General features: G+C 45.1%; 13 protein-coding genes. 8 read left to right on the forward strand and 5 right to left on the reverse strand.

Annotated features, from left to right (window positions below; translation table 11 throughout):
* Positions 1–67: 67 nt before the first annotated feature.
* The 7 genes from AYJ58_RS11180 (at position 68) to AYJ58_RS11210 (ending at position 6,756) form a co-directional block, all read left to right on the forward strand.
* Complete coding sequence (locus AYJ58_RS11180; RefSeq protein WP_106650179.1) at positions 68–601, forward strand: MarR family winged helix-turn-helix transcriptional regulator; 534 nt, start codon at positions 68–70, stop codon at positions 599–601.
* 120 nt (positions 602–721) lie between these two features.
* The gene (locus tag AYJ58_RS11185) at positions 722–1,411 is read left to right on the forward strand and encodes a hypothetical protein (protein WP_106650180.1); all 690 of its coding nucleotides are present in this window, start codon (positions 722–724) and stop codon (positions 1,409–1,411) included.
* A 259-nt stretch (positions 1,412–1,670) separates the two neighbouring features.
* Entirely contained in the window at positions 1,671–3,788 is a 2,118-nt protein-coding gene (gene nrdD, locus AYJ58_RS11190; protein ID WP_106650181.1) for an anaerobic ribonucleoside-triphosphate reductase, read from the forward strand.
* A gap of 113 nt (positions 3,789–3,901) precedes the next feature.
* A complete protein-coding gene (gene nrdG / locus AYJ58_RS11195; RefSeq protein ID WP_106650182.1) occupies positions 3,902–4,363 on the forward strand; it encodes an anaerobic ribonucleoside-triphosphate reductase-activating protein in 462 nt (153 codons plus the stop codon).
* A gap of 114 nt (positions 4,364–4,477) precedes the next feature.
* Positions 4,478–4,834 carry a YibL family ribosome-associated protein gene (locus AYJ58_RS11200; RefSeq protein WP_028760414.1) on the forward strand — a complete coding sequence of 119 codons (357 nt, stop codon included), beginning with the start codon at positions 4,478–4,480 and terminating at the stop codon, positions 4,832–4,834.
* Between the two features lie 272 nt (positions 4,835–5,106).
* The gene (gene ribA / locus AYJ58_RS11205; protein ID WP_106650183.1) at positions 5,107–5,721 is read left to right on the forward strand and encodes a GTP cyclohydrolase II; all 615 of its coding nucleotides are present in this window, start codon (positions 5,107–5,109) and stop codon (positions 5,719–5,721) included.
* 57 nt (positions 5,722–5,778) lie between these two features.
* On the forward strand, positions 5,779–6,756 hold the full coding sequence (locus AYJ58_RS11210) for a hypothetical protein (RefSeq protein WP_106650184.1): 978 nt from the start codon (positions 5,779–5,781) through the stop codon (positions 6,754–6,756).
* 62 nt (positions 6,757–6,818) lie between these two features.
* On the opposite strand, the gene AYJ58_RS11215 is transcribed toward AYJ58_RS11210, so the two are convergent.
* The 5 genes from AYJ58_RS11215 to AYJ58_RS11235 form a co-directional block, all read right to left on the reverse strand.
* Entirely contained in the window at positions 6,819–7,280 is a 462-nt protein-coding gene (locus AYJ58_RS11215) for a FlxA-like family protein (RefSeq protein WP_106650185.1), read from the reverse strand.
* Positions 7,281–7,544: 264 nt separating this feature from the next.
* Positions 7,545–7,928, reverse strand: a complete 384-nt coding sequence (locus AYJ58_RS11220) for a VF530 family DNA-binding protein (RefSeq protein WP_106650186.1) — start codon at positions 7,926–7,928, stop codon at positions 7,545–7,547.
* Between the two features lie 179 nt (positions 7,929–8,107).
* Positions 8,108–9,571: a carbon starvation CstA family protein gene (locus AYJ58_RS11225; RefSeq protein WP_106650187.1), complete on the reverse strand. Its 1,464-nt coding sequence runs from the start codon at positions 9,569–9,571 to the stop codon at positions 8,108–8,110.
* Positions 9,572–9,746: 175 nt separating this feature from the next.
* Positions 9,747–10,457: a two-component system response regulator BtsR gene (gene btsR / locus AYJ58_RS11230; RefSeq protein WP_106650188.1), complete on the reverse strand. Its 711-nt coding sequence runs from the start codon at positions 10,455–10,457 to the stop codon at positions 9,747–9,749.
* The gene (locus AYJ58_RS11235; RefSeq protein ID WP_106650189.1) at positions 10,454–12,151 is read right to left on the reverse strand and encodes a sensor histidine kinase; all 1,698 of its coding nucleotides are present in this window, start codon (positions 12,149–12,151) and stop codon (positions 10,454–10,456) included. The genes btsR and AYJ58_RS11235 overlap by 4 nt, the downstream gene beginning before the upstream one ends.
* Before the next feature lie 128 nt (positions 12,152–12,279).
* On the opposite strand from AYJ58_RS11235, the gene AYJ58_RS11240 reads away from it, so the two are divergent.
* Positions 12,280–12,522, forward strand: a complete 243-nt coding sequence (locus tag AYJ58_RS11240; protein ID WP_106650190.1) for a YecH family metal-binding protein — start codon at positions 12,280–12,282, stop codon at positions 12,520–12,522.
* The last annotated feature ends 80 nt before the right edge of the window (positions 12,523–12,602 follow it).

The raw sequence follows: 12,602 nt of genomic DNA on the forward strand, positions 1-12,602 counted from the left end.
CGCAAACTAGATGCGATTGAGCGGATCGGATAAGATAGCGCTATGTTTGAATGACAGGCGCTTATACGTGCAAAATTGTTTATCTCACTTAGAGCTTGGATCTACAGACCAGAGTCAAAATCCAGAGCCGCAGAACCCAGGGCCACAAAACTCAGAGGTACAGAATCCCGAGCCAAGTGATGCACTGTGTTTATCTGACAATGTGTGCTTCGCGCTATATTCTGCCAGTAATGCCTTAGTGCGCGCTTATCGGCCTTTACTCGAGGCATACGAGTTAACTTTTCCTCAATATCTGGTGATGCAAACCCTGTGGCGTCAAAATGGCTGTAGCCAAACCCAGCTATCAATGGCGACTAAACTCGATATGGGAACCCTAACGCCAATCGTCAAGCGGTTAGAGGTAAAAGGCTTGATCACGCGTTTGGCCTGCGTTGAAGATGAGCGGAAAAAATTGATCACTCTGACGGCTCAGGGAGAGGCGATTAAGCATGAAGCCCTAGCCTTGAAGCAAACTTTGCTGAATAAAGTGCAGATGGATGCCGAGGCACTCGATTTATTGAGGCGGCAATGTCTTGCCCTTATTGAAGATTTACAGTCCTAGAGATAAAGCTGCTGGTGCTGTTCGCTACCCGAGAATTCAGGTTCTGCAAAGATTAATACTTGATTGGCTTAGTTTTTGCTTTAAAACCGTCATTGAATCTTAGACGCCGAATTATTGACGATGAATTCTATTTTAAACGCCTTCAATCTTAATCGCAGCAGTACCAGTATCGCCGATGCCTATGGTGCCAATAGCCAAAAGACGAGTACGGCCAAAACCGATGCGACCACAGATACCAAAAAAACTCAGTCGGATGCGGTTAAACCCGACACTGGTAAAGCCGATGAGATAGCGCTGTCGCCACGGGCGCAACGTGCACAGAAAATTCAGTCGATGGCGAAGGATTTTTTTGCCGATGGCAAATTTGGTGTCGCCGATATTCCCGCATTAGTGTCACGTTTACAAAAGGACGGCATTTTATCGGACGTACAGCTTGAGCGTTTATCAAAAAACGGTATTACAGTTCCGAGCACAACTACCCCGAGCAAGCAGTCGCTGCAAGATTTTTTGGATGATGAACTGAAATCATTAGCCAAAAAATCACCGAACAACCCCCTTATCAATACCTTGGTCGATGCGAAAAACGTTTTGACCAATATGGATGATGCTCAGTCGCCTGTGCTCGCTCAAAAAGCCACCAAAGTCCTTGGCCAGTTAACGGATTATTTAAACTCCGAGCCACCACTAACGGATACCCAAAAGCAGCAATGGCAGGGGCTTAAATCTATGATGCAACTCGCTTCGTCTATGGGCTCGCATCAGTCGGCATCGGGCCAACTCAGTAGTTATCTCGCACTCTCTAAGCGTTAATCTTGAGCTTTGGTGCTTGATTATCACTGATTTCAGGCATCAACTAGCGGGGTTTAATCAGCAGGTCAAGGCGCAATTTTCAGATAATTGGACCTAGCAGCAGTTCTGGTTTGTTCTTTTATTTCTTCCTAAAAACTATGATCTGGATCATGGACGCTTCATCGTCGTTGTAGCCTAATGCTCTACATATTGTGTTTTATTCTTTTAAAATCACTATATGTAGTGTTAATTTTTAGGCGAGATGGAGAGGAACTGAACAATGCCAGTCGTAATTAAGCGTGATGGTTGCCGCACACCTTTTGATGAAACAAGGATAAGGGATGCAGTGAATGCCGCTGCAAACTCAGTTGGGATAGAGGATGGCGACTATGCAGCGACAGTGGCAGCGTGTATCAGTCAAAGTGTCGCGACCTTAACCGAAGTTGATATCCATCATTTGCAGGATGCGGTTGAAAACTTGTTGATGGAAGGGCCGTATAAATCATTAGCGCGAGTGTATATCGAATACCGTCACGACAGAGATGTGTGCCGTGAAGCGACCAGTAAACTCAATCTCGAAATCCGTGGTTTAGTCGAGCAAAGCAATGCGGCCTTACTCAATGAAAATGCCAATAAAGATTCGAAAGTTATTCCCACTCAGCGGGATTTGCTCGCGGGCATAGTTGCTAAACATTATGCCAAGAGTCATATCTTGCCTAAGGATGTGGTCGCTGCCCATGAGGCGGGCGAGATCCATTACCACGACCTAGATTACTCGCCATTTTTCCCGATGTTTAACTGTATGTTGATTGATTTGGCAGGTATGTTGACCCACGGCTTTAAAATGGGCAATGCCGAAATTGAAACCCCAAAGTCTATTTCAACGGCGACAGCAGTGACCGCACAGATCATTGCCCAAGTGGCGAGCCATATCTATGGCGGCACAACTATTAATCGTATTGATGAGGTGTTAGCGCCATTTGTCGCTAAGAGCTACGACAAGCATTACCAAATCGCCCTGAATTGGAAGATTACCGACGCTAAAGCCTTCGCCACGGCGCAAACTGAAAAAGAATGTCACGATGCATTTCAGTCTTTGGAATATGAGGTTAATACCTTACACACTGCCAATGGCCAAACACCGTTCGTGACCTTTGGCTTTGGATTAGGCACCTCGTGGGAATCGCGCTTAATTCAGCAATCTATGCTGAAAGTTCGGATGGCGGGATTAGGTAAAAACCGTAAGACGGCAGTTTTCCCTAAGTTAGTGTTTGCGATTCGTGATGGCATTAATCACAAAGCTGGCGATTGCAATTACGATGTCAAACAGATGGCGCTCAAATGCGCGACTATGCGCATGTATCCCGACATTCTCAACTACGAGCAAGTTGAGAAAGTGACCGGATCATTTAAAACCCCAATGGGTTGCCGCAGCTTTTTAGGCACCTATGAGGAAAATGGCGAACTCGTGCATGAAGGGCGCAATAATCTTGGGGTAGTGAGCTTAAACTTGCCGCGGATTGCCTTGGAAGCGAAGGGCGATGAGGCGGAGTTTTATCGTCTTTTAGATGACAGATTAGTCTTAGCCCGTAAAGCGCTGGATACGCGTATCGAGCGACTCAATGGCGTTAAAGCCCGCGTGGCACCTATCCTCTATATGGAAGGTGCCTGTGGTGTGCGTTTGCGCGCTGATGAAGATGTCTCTCAAATTTTTAAAAATGGTCGCGCGTCGATTTCACTCGGTTACATTGGCCTGCATGAAACCATGAATGCACTCTATGGCACCCAAACCCATGTATTTGACGATGCACAATTAAGGGACAAAGCCGTCGCTATTGTGGCTTATCTTAAAGCCGCCACGGATGCATGGAAGGCTGAAACAGGTTATGGCTTTAGTCTGTATAGCACCCCAAGTGAGAGTCTTTGCAGCCGTTTTTGTAAACTGGATGCGAAGCAATTTGGCCTAGTCACAGGGGTGACGGACAAGGGTTATTACACCAATAGTTTCCACCTCGATGTGGAAAAAAGCGTAAATCCCTACGATAAAATTGATTTTGAACAGCCATATCCCGCAATTGCGAACGGCGGCTTTATTTGTTACGGCGAATACCCCAACATGCAGCATAACCTTGAAGCGCTTGAAAACGTTTGGGATTATAGCTATAGCCGCGTGCCTTACTATGGCACTAACACGCCAATCGACGAATGCTATGACTGTGGCTTTACTGGCGAATTTAGCTGTACTAGCAAAGGATTCACTTGCCCTAAGTGTGGCAACCATGAGCCAAGTCGAGTGTCAGTCACGCGCCGTGTGTGCGGTTACTTAGGCAGCCCTGATGCGCGGCCCTTTAATTATGGTAAGCAAGAAGAAGTAAAACGTAGGATCAAACACTTGTAACATTATTACCTTATTCTGCCTGTTAGACTTATTCCGTGGCATCACGTGGCATAAATGGTGCCATGGGATAAGTACCAATGTTAAAAGATGAAATGCACTGTGAGTGACCATCAATGAATTACCATCAATATTTTCCTATCGATGTGGTCAATGGCCCAGGTACCCGTGCGACCTTGTTTGTTTCTGGCTGTGAGCACCAATGCCGCGGTTGTTATAACCAAAGCACTTGGGATCCTCGTTCTGGGCATGTGTTTGATCGGACGATGGAAGATAGGATTATTGCCGATCTCAATGATCAGCGGATTGTGCGCCGTGGTTTATCGCTTTCGGGCGGCGATCCTTTATTGCCTGTCAATCTCAGTGCCATTTTGGCACTCGTCAAGCGAGTAAAGACCGAATGTGCGGGTAAAGATATTTGGCTGTGGACGGGTTATGTACTTGATGAGTTGAGTGATGAACAGCGCGCCGTGCTAGCCTATATTGATGTGCTGGTGGATGGAAAATTTGAACAAAGCCTTGCCGATCCGAGTCTCGTATTTCGCGGTAGCAGCAATCAGATCATTCGTTTGTTATAAAAGCGGTAACGAGGATCTGTAACTTGCTGCTATAATCTCAGGCCTTGACACAGACGCTAGCATAATCAGGCTAAGATTTTACTGTGGCTAACTTAGGTAATTTAAGGTAACAGAATGAATTTAAAGCAAGAACTGCAGCAGCTTAACGATAAACTAGATAAATTTCGTCGTAAACTTGCTGCGGCTGAACAACGAGGCGATGACGTCATTATTGCCCAGTTCAAACGTGAAATTGCTGCAGTCACTAAGCAAATTGGTAGTGTAAAAGGCCAACAAACCCGCTTATTGAATAAGCAAGGGTCAGATATCAAAGGTTTGCCTTTCCATCGTGCTTTGACAAAAGCAGAACAAGCGGACATGGGTAAACTGAAAAAGTCTGTCAAAGGGCTTGTGGTCATCCACCCAATGACAGCAATTGGCCGTGAAATGGGGCTAACGGAAGTGACTGGATACGCACCCGCAAAATTTTAATGTGGGATAGGATGTCACTGGCACGGGATCGAGTGTCGATCGCGTGTTTGTGCTCCTTGTACTTTATGCACTGCTTCGTTTTAATCCATTCCTTCGTGCTGCCCATCGAAAAGACATTCATGTTTGGTTTAGTTGATTAAAACACTAAAGTATTTCTGGATTGTTCAAAAACACTTTAGAATAGTGCGCTTAGTTGGCTAAGTGCCTAATCCTCGTTTGTTTCTAGGGATCTTATTCGTCTCATGGAATGAGAGTTGTCGTTAAGGTTAAGTATGTCGATAAAATATGTCGCGACGTCAAAGTTACCCACTCCTTGGGGCGTGTTTGCCATGCATGGTTTTGAAGATACCGAATCAGGCAAAGAGCATGTTGCGCTCACATTCGGTACGCTCAGTGCGGATGAACCTGTGTTGGGCCGTATTCATTCCGAGTGTTTAACTGGCGATGCGTTATTTAGCTTGCGTTGTGACTGTGGTTTTCAGTTACAAGCTGCTATGCAAAATATTGCGGAAACGGGTACTGGCTTTATTCTCTATTTGCGTCAAGAAGGCCGTGGCATTGGTTTGTTGAATAAAATACGCGCCTACGAGTTGCAAGATAAAGGTGCCAATACCGTTGAAGCCAATGAGCAGTTAGGTTTTGAGGCAGATATGCGTAAATATGACATGATCAAACCTATGCTAGAACAGATAGGCGTGAAGCATGTGCGTTTGATGACCAATAATCCTCGCAAAGTAAAAGCGATGAAGGAATTTGGCATCGAAGTGGTTGAGCGCGTACCGCTGCAAGTTGGTAAGAATCGTTACAATGAAGCCTACTTAAAGACCAAATCCACTGAGCTTGGACACATGATGTCTGAATATCATTTTATGGATGAAAATAAGTAGCTTTGTATTTATGATGGGTCGACCGATTGAGTCAGAAATGAGTAAGGTTTAAGTCAATTGAGCCATTTTTTCAGTCGGTTGCCATTATGTTTGTCGTTAATTTGCTTAGTGTTACTGAGCATTGTTTCTGACGTTTTCGCCAATAGTACATCCCCCGCAAATACGTTCGCATCTGCGACATTTACGTCTGCGTCTCAAGCAAATGATGCTGGCGTGCCTGTCGTTCCTGTTTCTATCAGTCATGCGCCTAGCAGTAATGCCAATGGCAGCAATCCGATAGAGTCGAGCAGTAATCCAAATTCTGTTTACGCCTTTGGTAGTTATCTCGGTACTGGGGTGTATCGCGCCGCCAACCAAAATGCGACCGTTGTTAGCATTCCGTTAAGCTTTGATTTAAAGAAAGATAGCGGTAGCCAGACTTGGTTACGCTTACCTATCTCCTTTGGATTTTTTGATTATTTAGCCAAAGATATCACTGAAGGTGAGTTACCGTCATCGATAGGGACTATGACCATTACCCCAGGTTTTGAGCATCATTGGCAAGCGAGCGAAAACACTCGAATGGAAGGGTATTTAGATATCGGCTTTGGTACAAACTTCGATAAAAACGATAACGTTGCCATTATCGCATCTGGGATCAGCAGTTTGTATGATTTTACCCTAGCAGGGCAAGATGCGGTGTGGGTGTCGAGATTACGTTTCGCTGGGTACAGCGAGCATTATGGCAAGTTTGCCGATCAATTTGCGGTGCTACAAACAGGTGTGGATTTAGGATTAGCGCCGCGCTGGCAATGGTGGGATCTGCAGGTGCAACCAAGGGTCTTTGTTGTGGGTTATTGGTATTTCAATGAACTCAGATTTATCAGCGAGATAGAGCAAGACACCATAGTTTCTGGCAGCTATGAGGCCGGTTTTTCCCTCGCGTTTTCTAAGCCCCTTGGGGGCGAATTGCTGGGTGTTGATCGTATTGGATTCAGCTATCGCCGTGGCGATGGCTTGAACATTTGGCGTTTGATGTTCAGTTTTCCTATCTAAGCAAAGCGGGTGAATAATTGTCGGTTGATTTTGTACAGGCTTGGTAACTAAACTATCTTTAGTTAATCTGGCTTTTTAGCATCTTGCATCTTTTTATCCAACAAGGTGGCGATTTGACCACTAAGTAACATTATTTGTTCTTGCAGCATCTTACGTTGCTGATCTGCAGCTTCTGAGTCATCTCCCTTAAGCTTGGCTAGCATCTCTTGTAATTCTTTGATTTGCTCTTTTATCTTTTTGATTTGTTCGTCAATTAACGTTAGGGGTTCCTCTTCTGTTGTTGTGATTTCAGTTTCATTTTTTTTAGCCAAGGCTTTCTCTCTTAAAGGGGCTCCGAAGTCGTTGGATAAAGCCGCGCGGCCCGCATTAGAAATGGAGACTGTCTCTTGGGTATCTTGTGAGTCAGTGGACTCACTATTCGCCGTAGGTGTTTTTATTGCGGCTGGTGTCGCTGCGATATATGCGCTTGATACGGCGGTGAAACCTGAGCCAGTTGCGTTACTGTTTATTCCATTAATGTTCATTTAACACTCCATTCATGAAAATTTGGATCATGCTCCACTTCTATCGGCCATCAATTTGAAAACTGAAGTCACTTTTTGTCGCTCAGCCAAAAAGAGTGCTTGCTCATGGCTCACAGCCTCTTAGTAAACGCTATTAGCCACAATTAAATTAAAGGTGTGGATTAGTGTAAATAGGTAAGTAAAATCGATACATTATTGATTTATTATAACAATACAGCCCTGATTCTAGGGCTGTTTACGCTTTATGGCAGCAGCGGCCTAGGATTAATTGTTACCCCAAATATGGCTGTTTACTTTGCCATCTGAGCTGGATTTCTCGCTTTTAGCTGGCTTGTCTGTCGTGGTTTGAGTCGCTTTTTTAGTTGTGATTTTTGCCGCAGGCTTCTTAGCGGTTTGACTCGCTTCGGCTTTAGGTGGCGGTAAGGGTAATTTGTTGGCTTTTAAATAAAGATATTCGACTTTATCCCGTGCCCACTCTGTTTTTCTTAAAAAACGTAAACTGGATTTGATGCTGGGATCGTGGGTAAAACAGCGGATATTAATTCTCTCACCTAATTCTTCCCAGCCGTATTTCTCGACTAAGTAAGTGATGATCGTTTCCAGTTTAATGCCGTGGAGCGGGTTATTCGATTGATTCATATTATGCATGTTGCAGTGTGCTATGGCGGGAGTATAGCAGTTTTGTATGCCTGATACAGTGTGCAATGGTATCGAGTCAAGCCTGAATATCTGGCTAGCGTAAACCTGTGATGGCAATTACTAGTGGAGTGATATGATCAAAACAGGCGCAATAAAGCGCCTGTTTTAGCTTGGTCATTCGGACTGTTTTATGAGTCTTTGGCTGTTTCTTTAAGCTCAGTTTCTACCGGTAAATCAATCTCACCTTTACCTTTGGTTTTAACAATCAACAGCGCTGTAATCACTAAGGTGGTGACGACACCTGCTATAGTTGATACCGTCATAGGTAAGCCTGCACCTAAGGTTGACGAGTTCAGTAGGAAGGTGATGACCACAGTGGTCATAAACATCGCTGGGATAGTCGCAATCCAATGCAGTTTGTTATGACGTAACAAGTAAGCCGAAGCTGTCCACAGCATTAATACCGCAGTGGTTTGGTTTGCCACACCAAAGTAGCGCCAAATGACACCAAAATCCACTTGAGTCAACATACCGCCGATAACAAACAGTGGGATAGCTAACACTAAGCGTTTTGGCAGTGAGATTTGTGGCATGTTGAAAAACTCAGCCAGAATCAAACGCGCAGAGCGGAAAGCCGTATCACCTGAAGTAATCGGCAGAATAATCACACCTAGGATAGCCATAAAGCCACCAATAGCACCTAACAGACCGGTAGAAGCCTCATAGACGACGTTGGCAGGGTTACCTGACATGCCTGTGCTTAAGCCTTCCACACCGCCGAAATATGACAATGCAATCGCACACCAAAGCAGCGCAATAATACCTTCGCCAATCATGGCGCCAAAGAAAACGAAGCGACCATTGGTTTCGTTTTCAACGCAGCGTGCCATTAATGGTGATTGAGTTGCATGGAAACCCGATACCGCGCCACAGGCGATGGTGATAAATAACGCAGGCCAAAGTGGCATGTCATTTGGGTTTAAGTTTTGGAAGAAATCGCCCGCTTGTACGTTCGGCAGTAGGGTGTGCTCGCTTGATAGGATAATCGCGAAAGCTAGACCGAACGACATGAAAAATAATAAAGCGCCGAAGAAGGGGTATAAACGGCCGATAATCTTATCGACTGGTACCACAGTTGCGATCAGGTAGTAGACGAAGATAATGCCTACGAAAATGCTCACGTCCCAACCGGTAAGCTTGCCCAGTAAACCTGCAGGTGCTGAGATAAAGACCACACCAACTAGCAGTAGCAGCACGATAGCAAACACGTTCATAAAGTGTTTGGCACTCTTTCCTAAATATTTACCCGCAAGGTTTGGCACAGATTGGCCACCGTTACGTACTGACAACATGCCAGAAAAGTAGTCATGCACTGCACCCGCAAAGATACAGCCAACCACAATCCACAACATAGCTGCAGGACCATAGAGCGCACCTAAGATAGGACCAAAAATTGGGCCTACGCCTGCGATGTTCAGTAATTGAATTAAATAAACTTTGCCTTTAGACATAGGTACGTAATCGACGCCATCAGTCTGACTAAAAGCAGGTGTTTGACGATTAGCGTTAATGCCGAAGACTTTCTCGACAAAGGCGCCATAGATAAAGTAGCCGCCGATCAGCAGACCGACACAGAGTAGGAACCACATCATTTTTGTTATCTCCCCATTTGAGTTCTGGCGAGTGTAAACAAGTTGTTGATATAAAACTTCGCAATCTCAATGAGTGGTCGAAAATGCAGGGTGAGCGGTAATAGATGGGCTTGAGTGGTTGTAATCGTATGTTAACGGCGGGTGTTGTTAGCCATCTTATGGCTATTTGTTTTAGTTATTGGAAGCCGAACAGCTGCTTAAGGCTCTTTAGATAGCGCCGTGAGACGGGCACTTTATCCCCAGAGTGGGTGGTGACTTCGGCGCCAGTGTCTAACAGCTCAATTTCGGCAATTGCCTTAGGTGAAATCAAATACTGCCGATGGCAGCGCACCAGTGGGGTTTTTTCTTCAAACACTTTTAAGGTCAATTGGGTATGGACTTTGCCTTTAGCGCTGGCCACATGAACACCACTTAAGTCACTGAACACATATTCCACATCTTGGATGGCAATCACCTTGAGTTTATTACCGCTGTAACAGGGAATATGTTCCAGACGCTTTGGGGTAATGGGATCCATAATTTGAGGCGTTAGATTTTTACGCACCCGAGTGAGGGTTTTACTCAGTCTCTCGGCATCTATCGGTTTGAGTAAGTAATCGAAGGCATGATTGTCGAAAGCTTTGACGGCAAACTCGTCGTAGGCGGTAACAAACACAATCTTTGGCATGTTATCGGGGTCGAGCATAGCGATAAGTTCCATGCCCGAAATGCGCGGCATTTGGATATCGAGAAAAATTAACTGAGGTTTGTCTTTGGCTATGCTTTGTAACGCCTCAATGGCATTAGCGCATTGGCCAACAATTTCAATGTCGTGTTCTTGCCCCAAAAGATCGGCTAATTCTTCACGAGCAAACAGTTCATCATCGACAATTAAACAAGTGATCACGAGCGGGTGTCCATATTGGATATCTCAGTATTTTCTATGGGTAATCTTATAGTAACGCGAGTCAATTCATCCGCTTCGCATTCTACTGTGACGCCATATTGCTCACCAAAAATGTTTTGAATGCGTTTATGCACTAAGTTCATCCCTAGGCCTTCAGAGCCCTCAACGGGTTGATATAATCCGGCATTGTCTGTGACTTCTAATTCCAACACATCATTTTCGAGCTTGCCCGTCACTTTAATCTGCCCTTGCTCTATCATATGCGAAGTACCGTGCTTTACCGCATTCTCAATAATCGGCTGCAGGGTAAAGGCCGGTACTTTGCAATGGTAGAGTGATTCAGGTATCGCGATACTGACTTGTAATTTATCAATAAAACGCGCTTTTTCAATGGTGAGATAGGACGCTATGTGATCGAGCTCATCCCCGAGCGTCACTAAACCTGTCGTTCGCTTTAAATTGATCCGTAAAAACTGAGATAACTGCTGCAGCAACTGCTTAGACATATCGGGATCGCGCTTGATTATCGCGCTAATGGTATTGAGTGCATTGAACAGAAAGTGCGGATTAACTTGCGCTTGCAGTAATTTCAATTCGGCTTGAGTCAGCAGATTTTGCTGCTGCTCAAATCGGCCATAAAGAATTTGGTTCGATAACAGACGGGCAATACCTTCACCTAAGGTGCGGTTAATATTCAAAAAAAGCTTATTCTTAGGCTCAAAGAGTTTAATGGTGCCAATGACTTCGGTATCACTGCGCAGCGGGATCACCAAACTCGAGCCTAAGCGGCAGTTGCTTGAAATAGAACATGAATAGGGCATTTCAACACCATCGGCGAACATGACTTTATTTTGATTGATCGCTTCTAAGGTTATCTTGGAAGAAATTGGCGTACCAGGCAGGTGATGATCGGCACCTATGCCAATAAAAGCCAACAGTTTTTCCCTGTCTGTGATGGCTACTGCGCCTACATTAGTTTCTTCGATAACGATTTGGGCAACACGGCTGCTGCTTTCTTCGTTAAATCCTTTGGATAGGAGTCCGACACTGCGCTCGGCTATCTTTAACGCCTTCGTTGAAAAACTGGAGGAAAGTTTATCGAACATGGTTTTTTGGTCGCGGATCATGCTCATAAAGAGTGCCGCTCCTACTGAGTTGACTAACAGCATGGGCGGCGCGATTTGGCGCACTAATTCCCACGCATCATCGAAGGGGCGGGCGACCAGTAAGATGATGCTCATTTGCATCATTTCGGCATAAAAAGTCACTAGGCACACGAGTAATGGATTGTAGATAAGCTCACTTTTATCCGCACGTCTTAAGTAGAAGCTTATCATCCCGGCGGATAAGCCTTCTAAGGTGGTGGAAATGGCGCAGGCTATTTCAGTAAAGCCGCCCATACTGTAGCGGTGAAGGCCACCGGTTAGCCCTACCAGAAAACCAGTTACTGGGCCGCCTAATAATCCACCTAATACAGCGCCCATAGCACGGGTGTTGGCAATCGCGCCTGATGTTTGCTCACCAAAATAGGTGGCCATGATGCAGAAACTCGAAAAAATCAGATACATAAAAATCTTATGCGGCAGACGAGGGGAGGTTTCGGCAAACAGTTTAAACAGCGGCGTTTTACTGACTAAGTAAACGATCACTAAGTACAGCGACATCTGTTGGGTCAATAATAGGATCAAGGACATAATGGCTCACATTATCGTCACAGATATCAGCGCCGTGGTATCAATTAGAAAGTCTGTGCGCGAGATCAGGGTTCAAATTCTACCGTTAGGATATAAAGAACAATAATATTGCATCTTTAGGAGGACATATGTCCAATTCTGTTCACGGTCATGATGTTATGGCGCTGATGGTAGCGCAAGGTACCGCTATTATAAAGCCTGAATTACTATCCCTTATGGGACAAAAGTTTGGCTTTGCGGCTCGATACCATACGTGTAGTGCCGCGGATCTTAGCGCTGAAGCATTAATTCAGTTACTCGTAGCGAAAGGTAAGTTCCATGAAACGCCCCAAGGCATTGAACTGGCCGCGGGAAGAAAGTGTGAGCATTAATAGATTGTGGTTATACATATTTCGGCAATCGCGTAACTGTTATAAGAGAGCAGATGAGTAATACAAAATCATTAGAGTGT

The sequence above is a fragment of the Shewanella sp. Pdp11 genome (assembly GCF_002838165.1).
In the GTDB taxonomy this organism is placed as follows: Bacteria; Pseudomonadota; Gammaproteobacteria; order Enterobacterales; family Shewanellaceae; genus Shewanella; species Shewanella hafniensis.

Bases quoted from the DNA above. Each gene is read 5' to 3' on its own strand.
- AYJ58_RS11185 (WP_106650180.1), top strand. From the start codon at position 722: ATGAATTCTATTTTAAACGCCTTCAATCTTAATCGCAGCAGTACCAGT.
- nrdD (WP_106650181.1), top strand. From the start codon at position 1,671: ATGCCAGTCGTAATTAAGCGTGATGGTTGCCGCACACCTTTTGATGAA.
- nrdG (WP_106650182.1), top strand. From the start codon at position 3,902: ATGAATTACCATCAATATTTTCCTATCGATGTGGTCAATGGCCCAGGT.
- AYJ58_RS11200 (WP_028760414.1), top strand. From the start codon at position 4,478: ATGAATTTAAAGCAAGAACTGCAGCAGCTTAACGATAAACTAGATAAA.
- ribA (WP_106650183.1), top strand. From the start codon at position 5,107: ATGTCGATAAAATATGTCGCGACGTCAAAGTTACCCACTCCTTGGGGC.
- AYJ58_RS11215 (WP_106650185.1), bottom strand. From the start codon at position 7,280: ATGAACATTAATGGAATAAACAGTAACGCAACTGGCTCAGGTTTCACC.
- AYJ58_RS11220 (WP_106650186.1), bottom strand. From the start codon at position 7,928: ATGCATAATATGAATCAATCGAATAACCCGCTCCACGGCATTAAACTG.
- AYJ58_RS11225 (WP_106650187.1), bottom strand. From the start codon at position 9,571: ATGATGTGGTTCCTACTCTGTGTCGGTCTGCTGATCGGCGGCTACTTT.
- AYJ58_RS11235 (WP_106650189.1), bottom strand. From the start codon at position 12,151: ATGTCCTTGATCCTATTATTGACCCAACAGATGTCGCTGTACTTAGTG.
- AYJ58_RS11240 (WP_106650190.1), top strand. From the start codon at position 12,280: ATGTCCAATTCTGTTCACGGTCATGATGTTATGGCGCTGATGGTAGCG.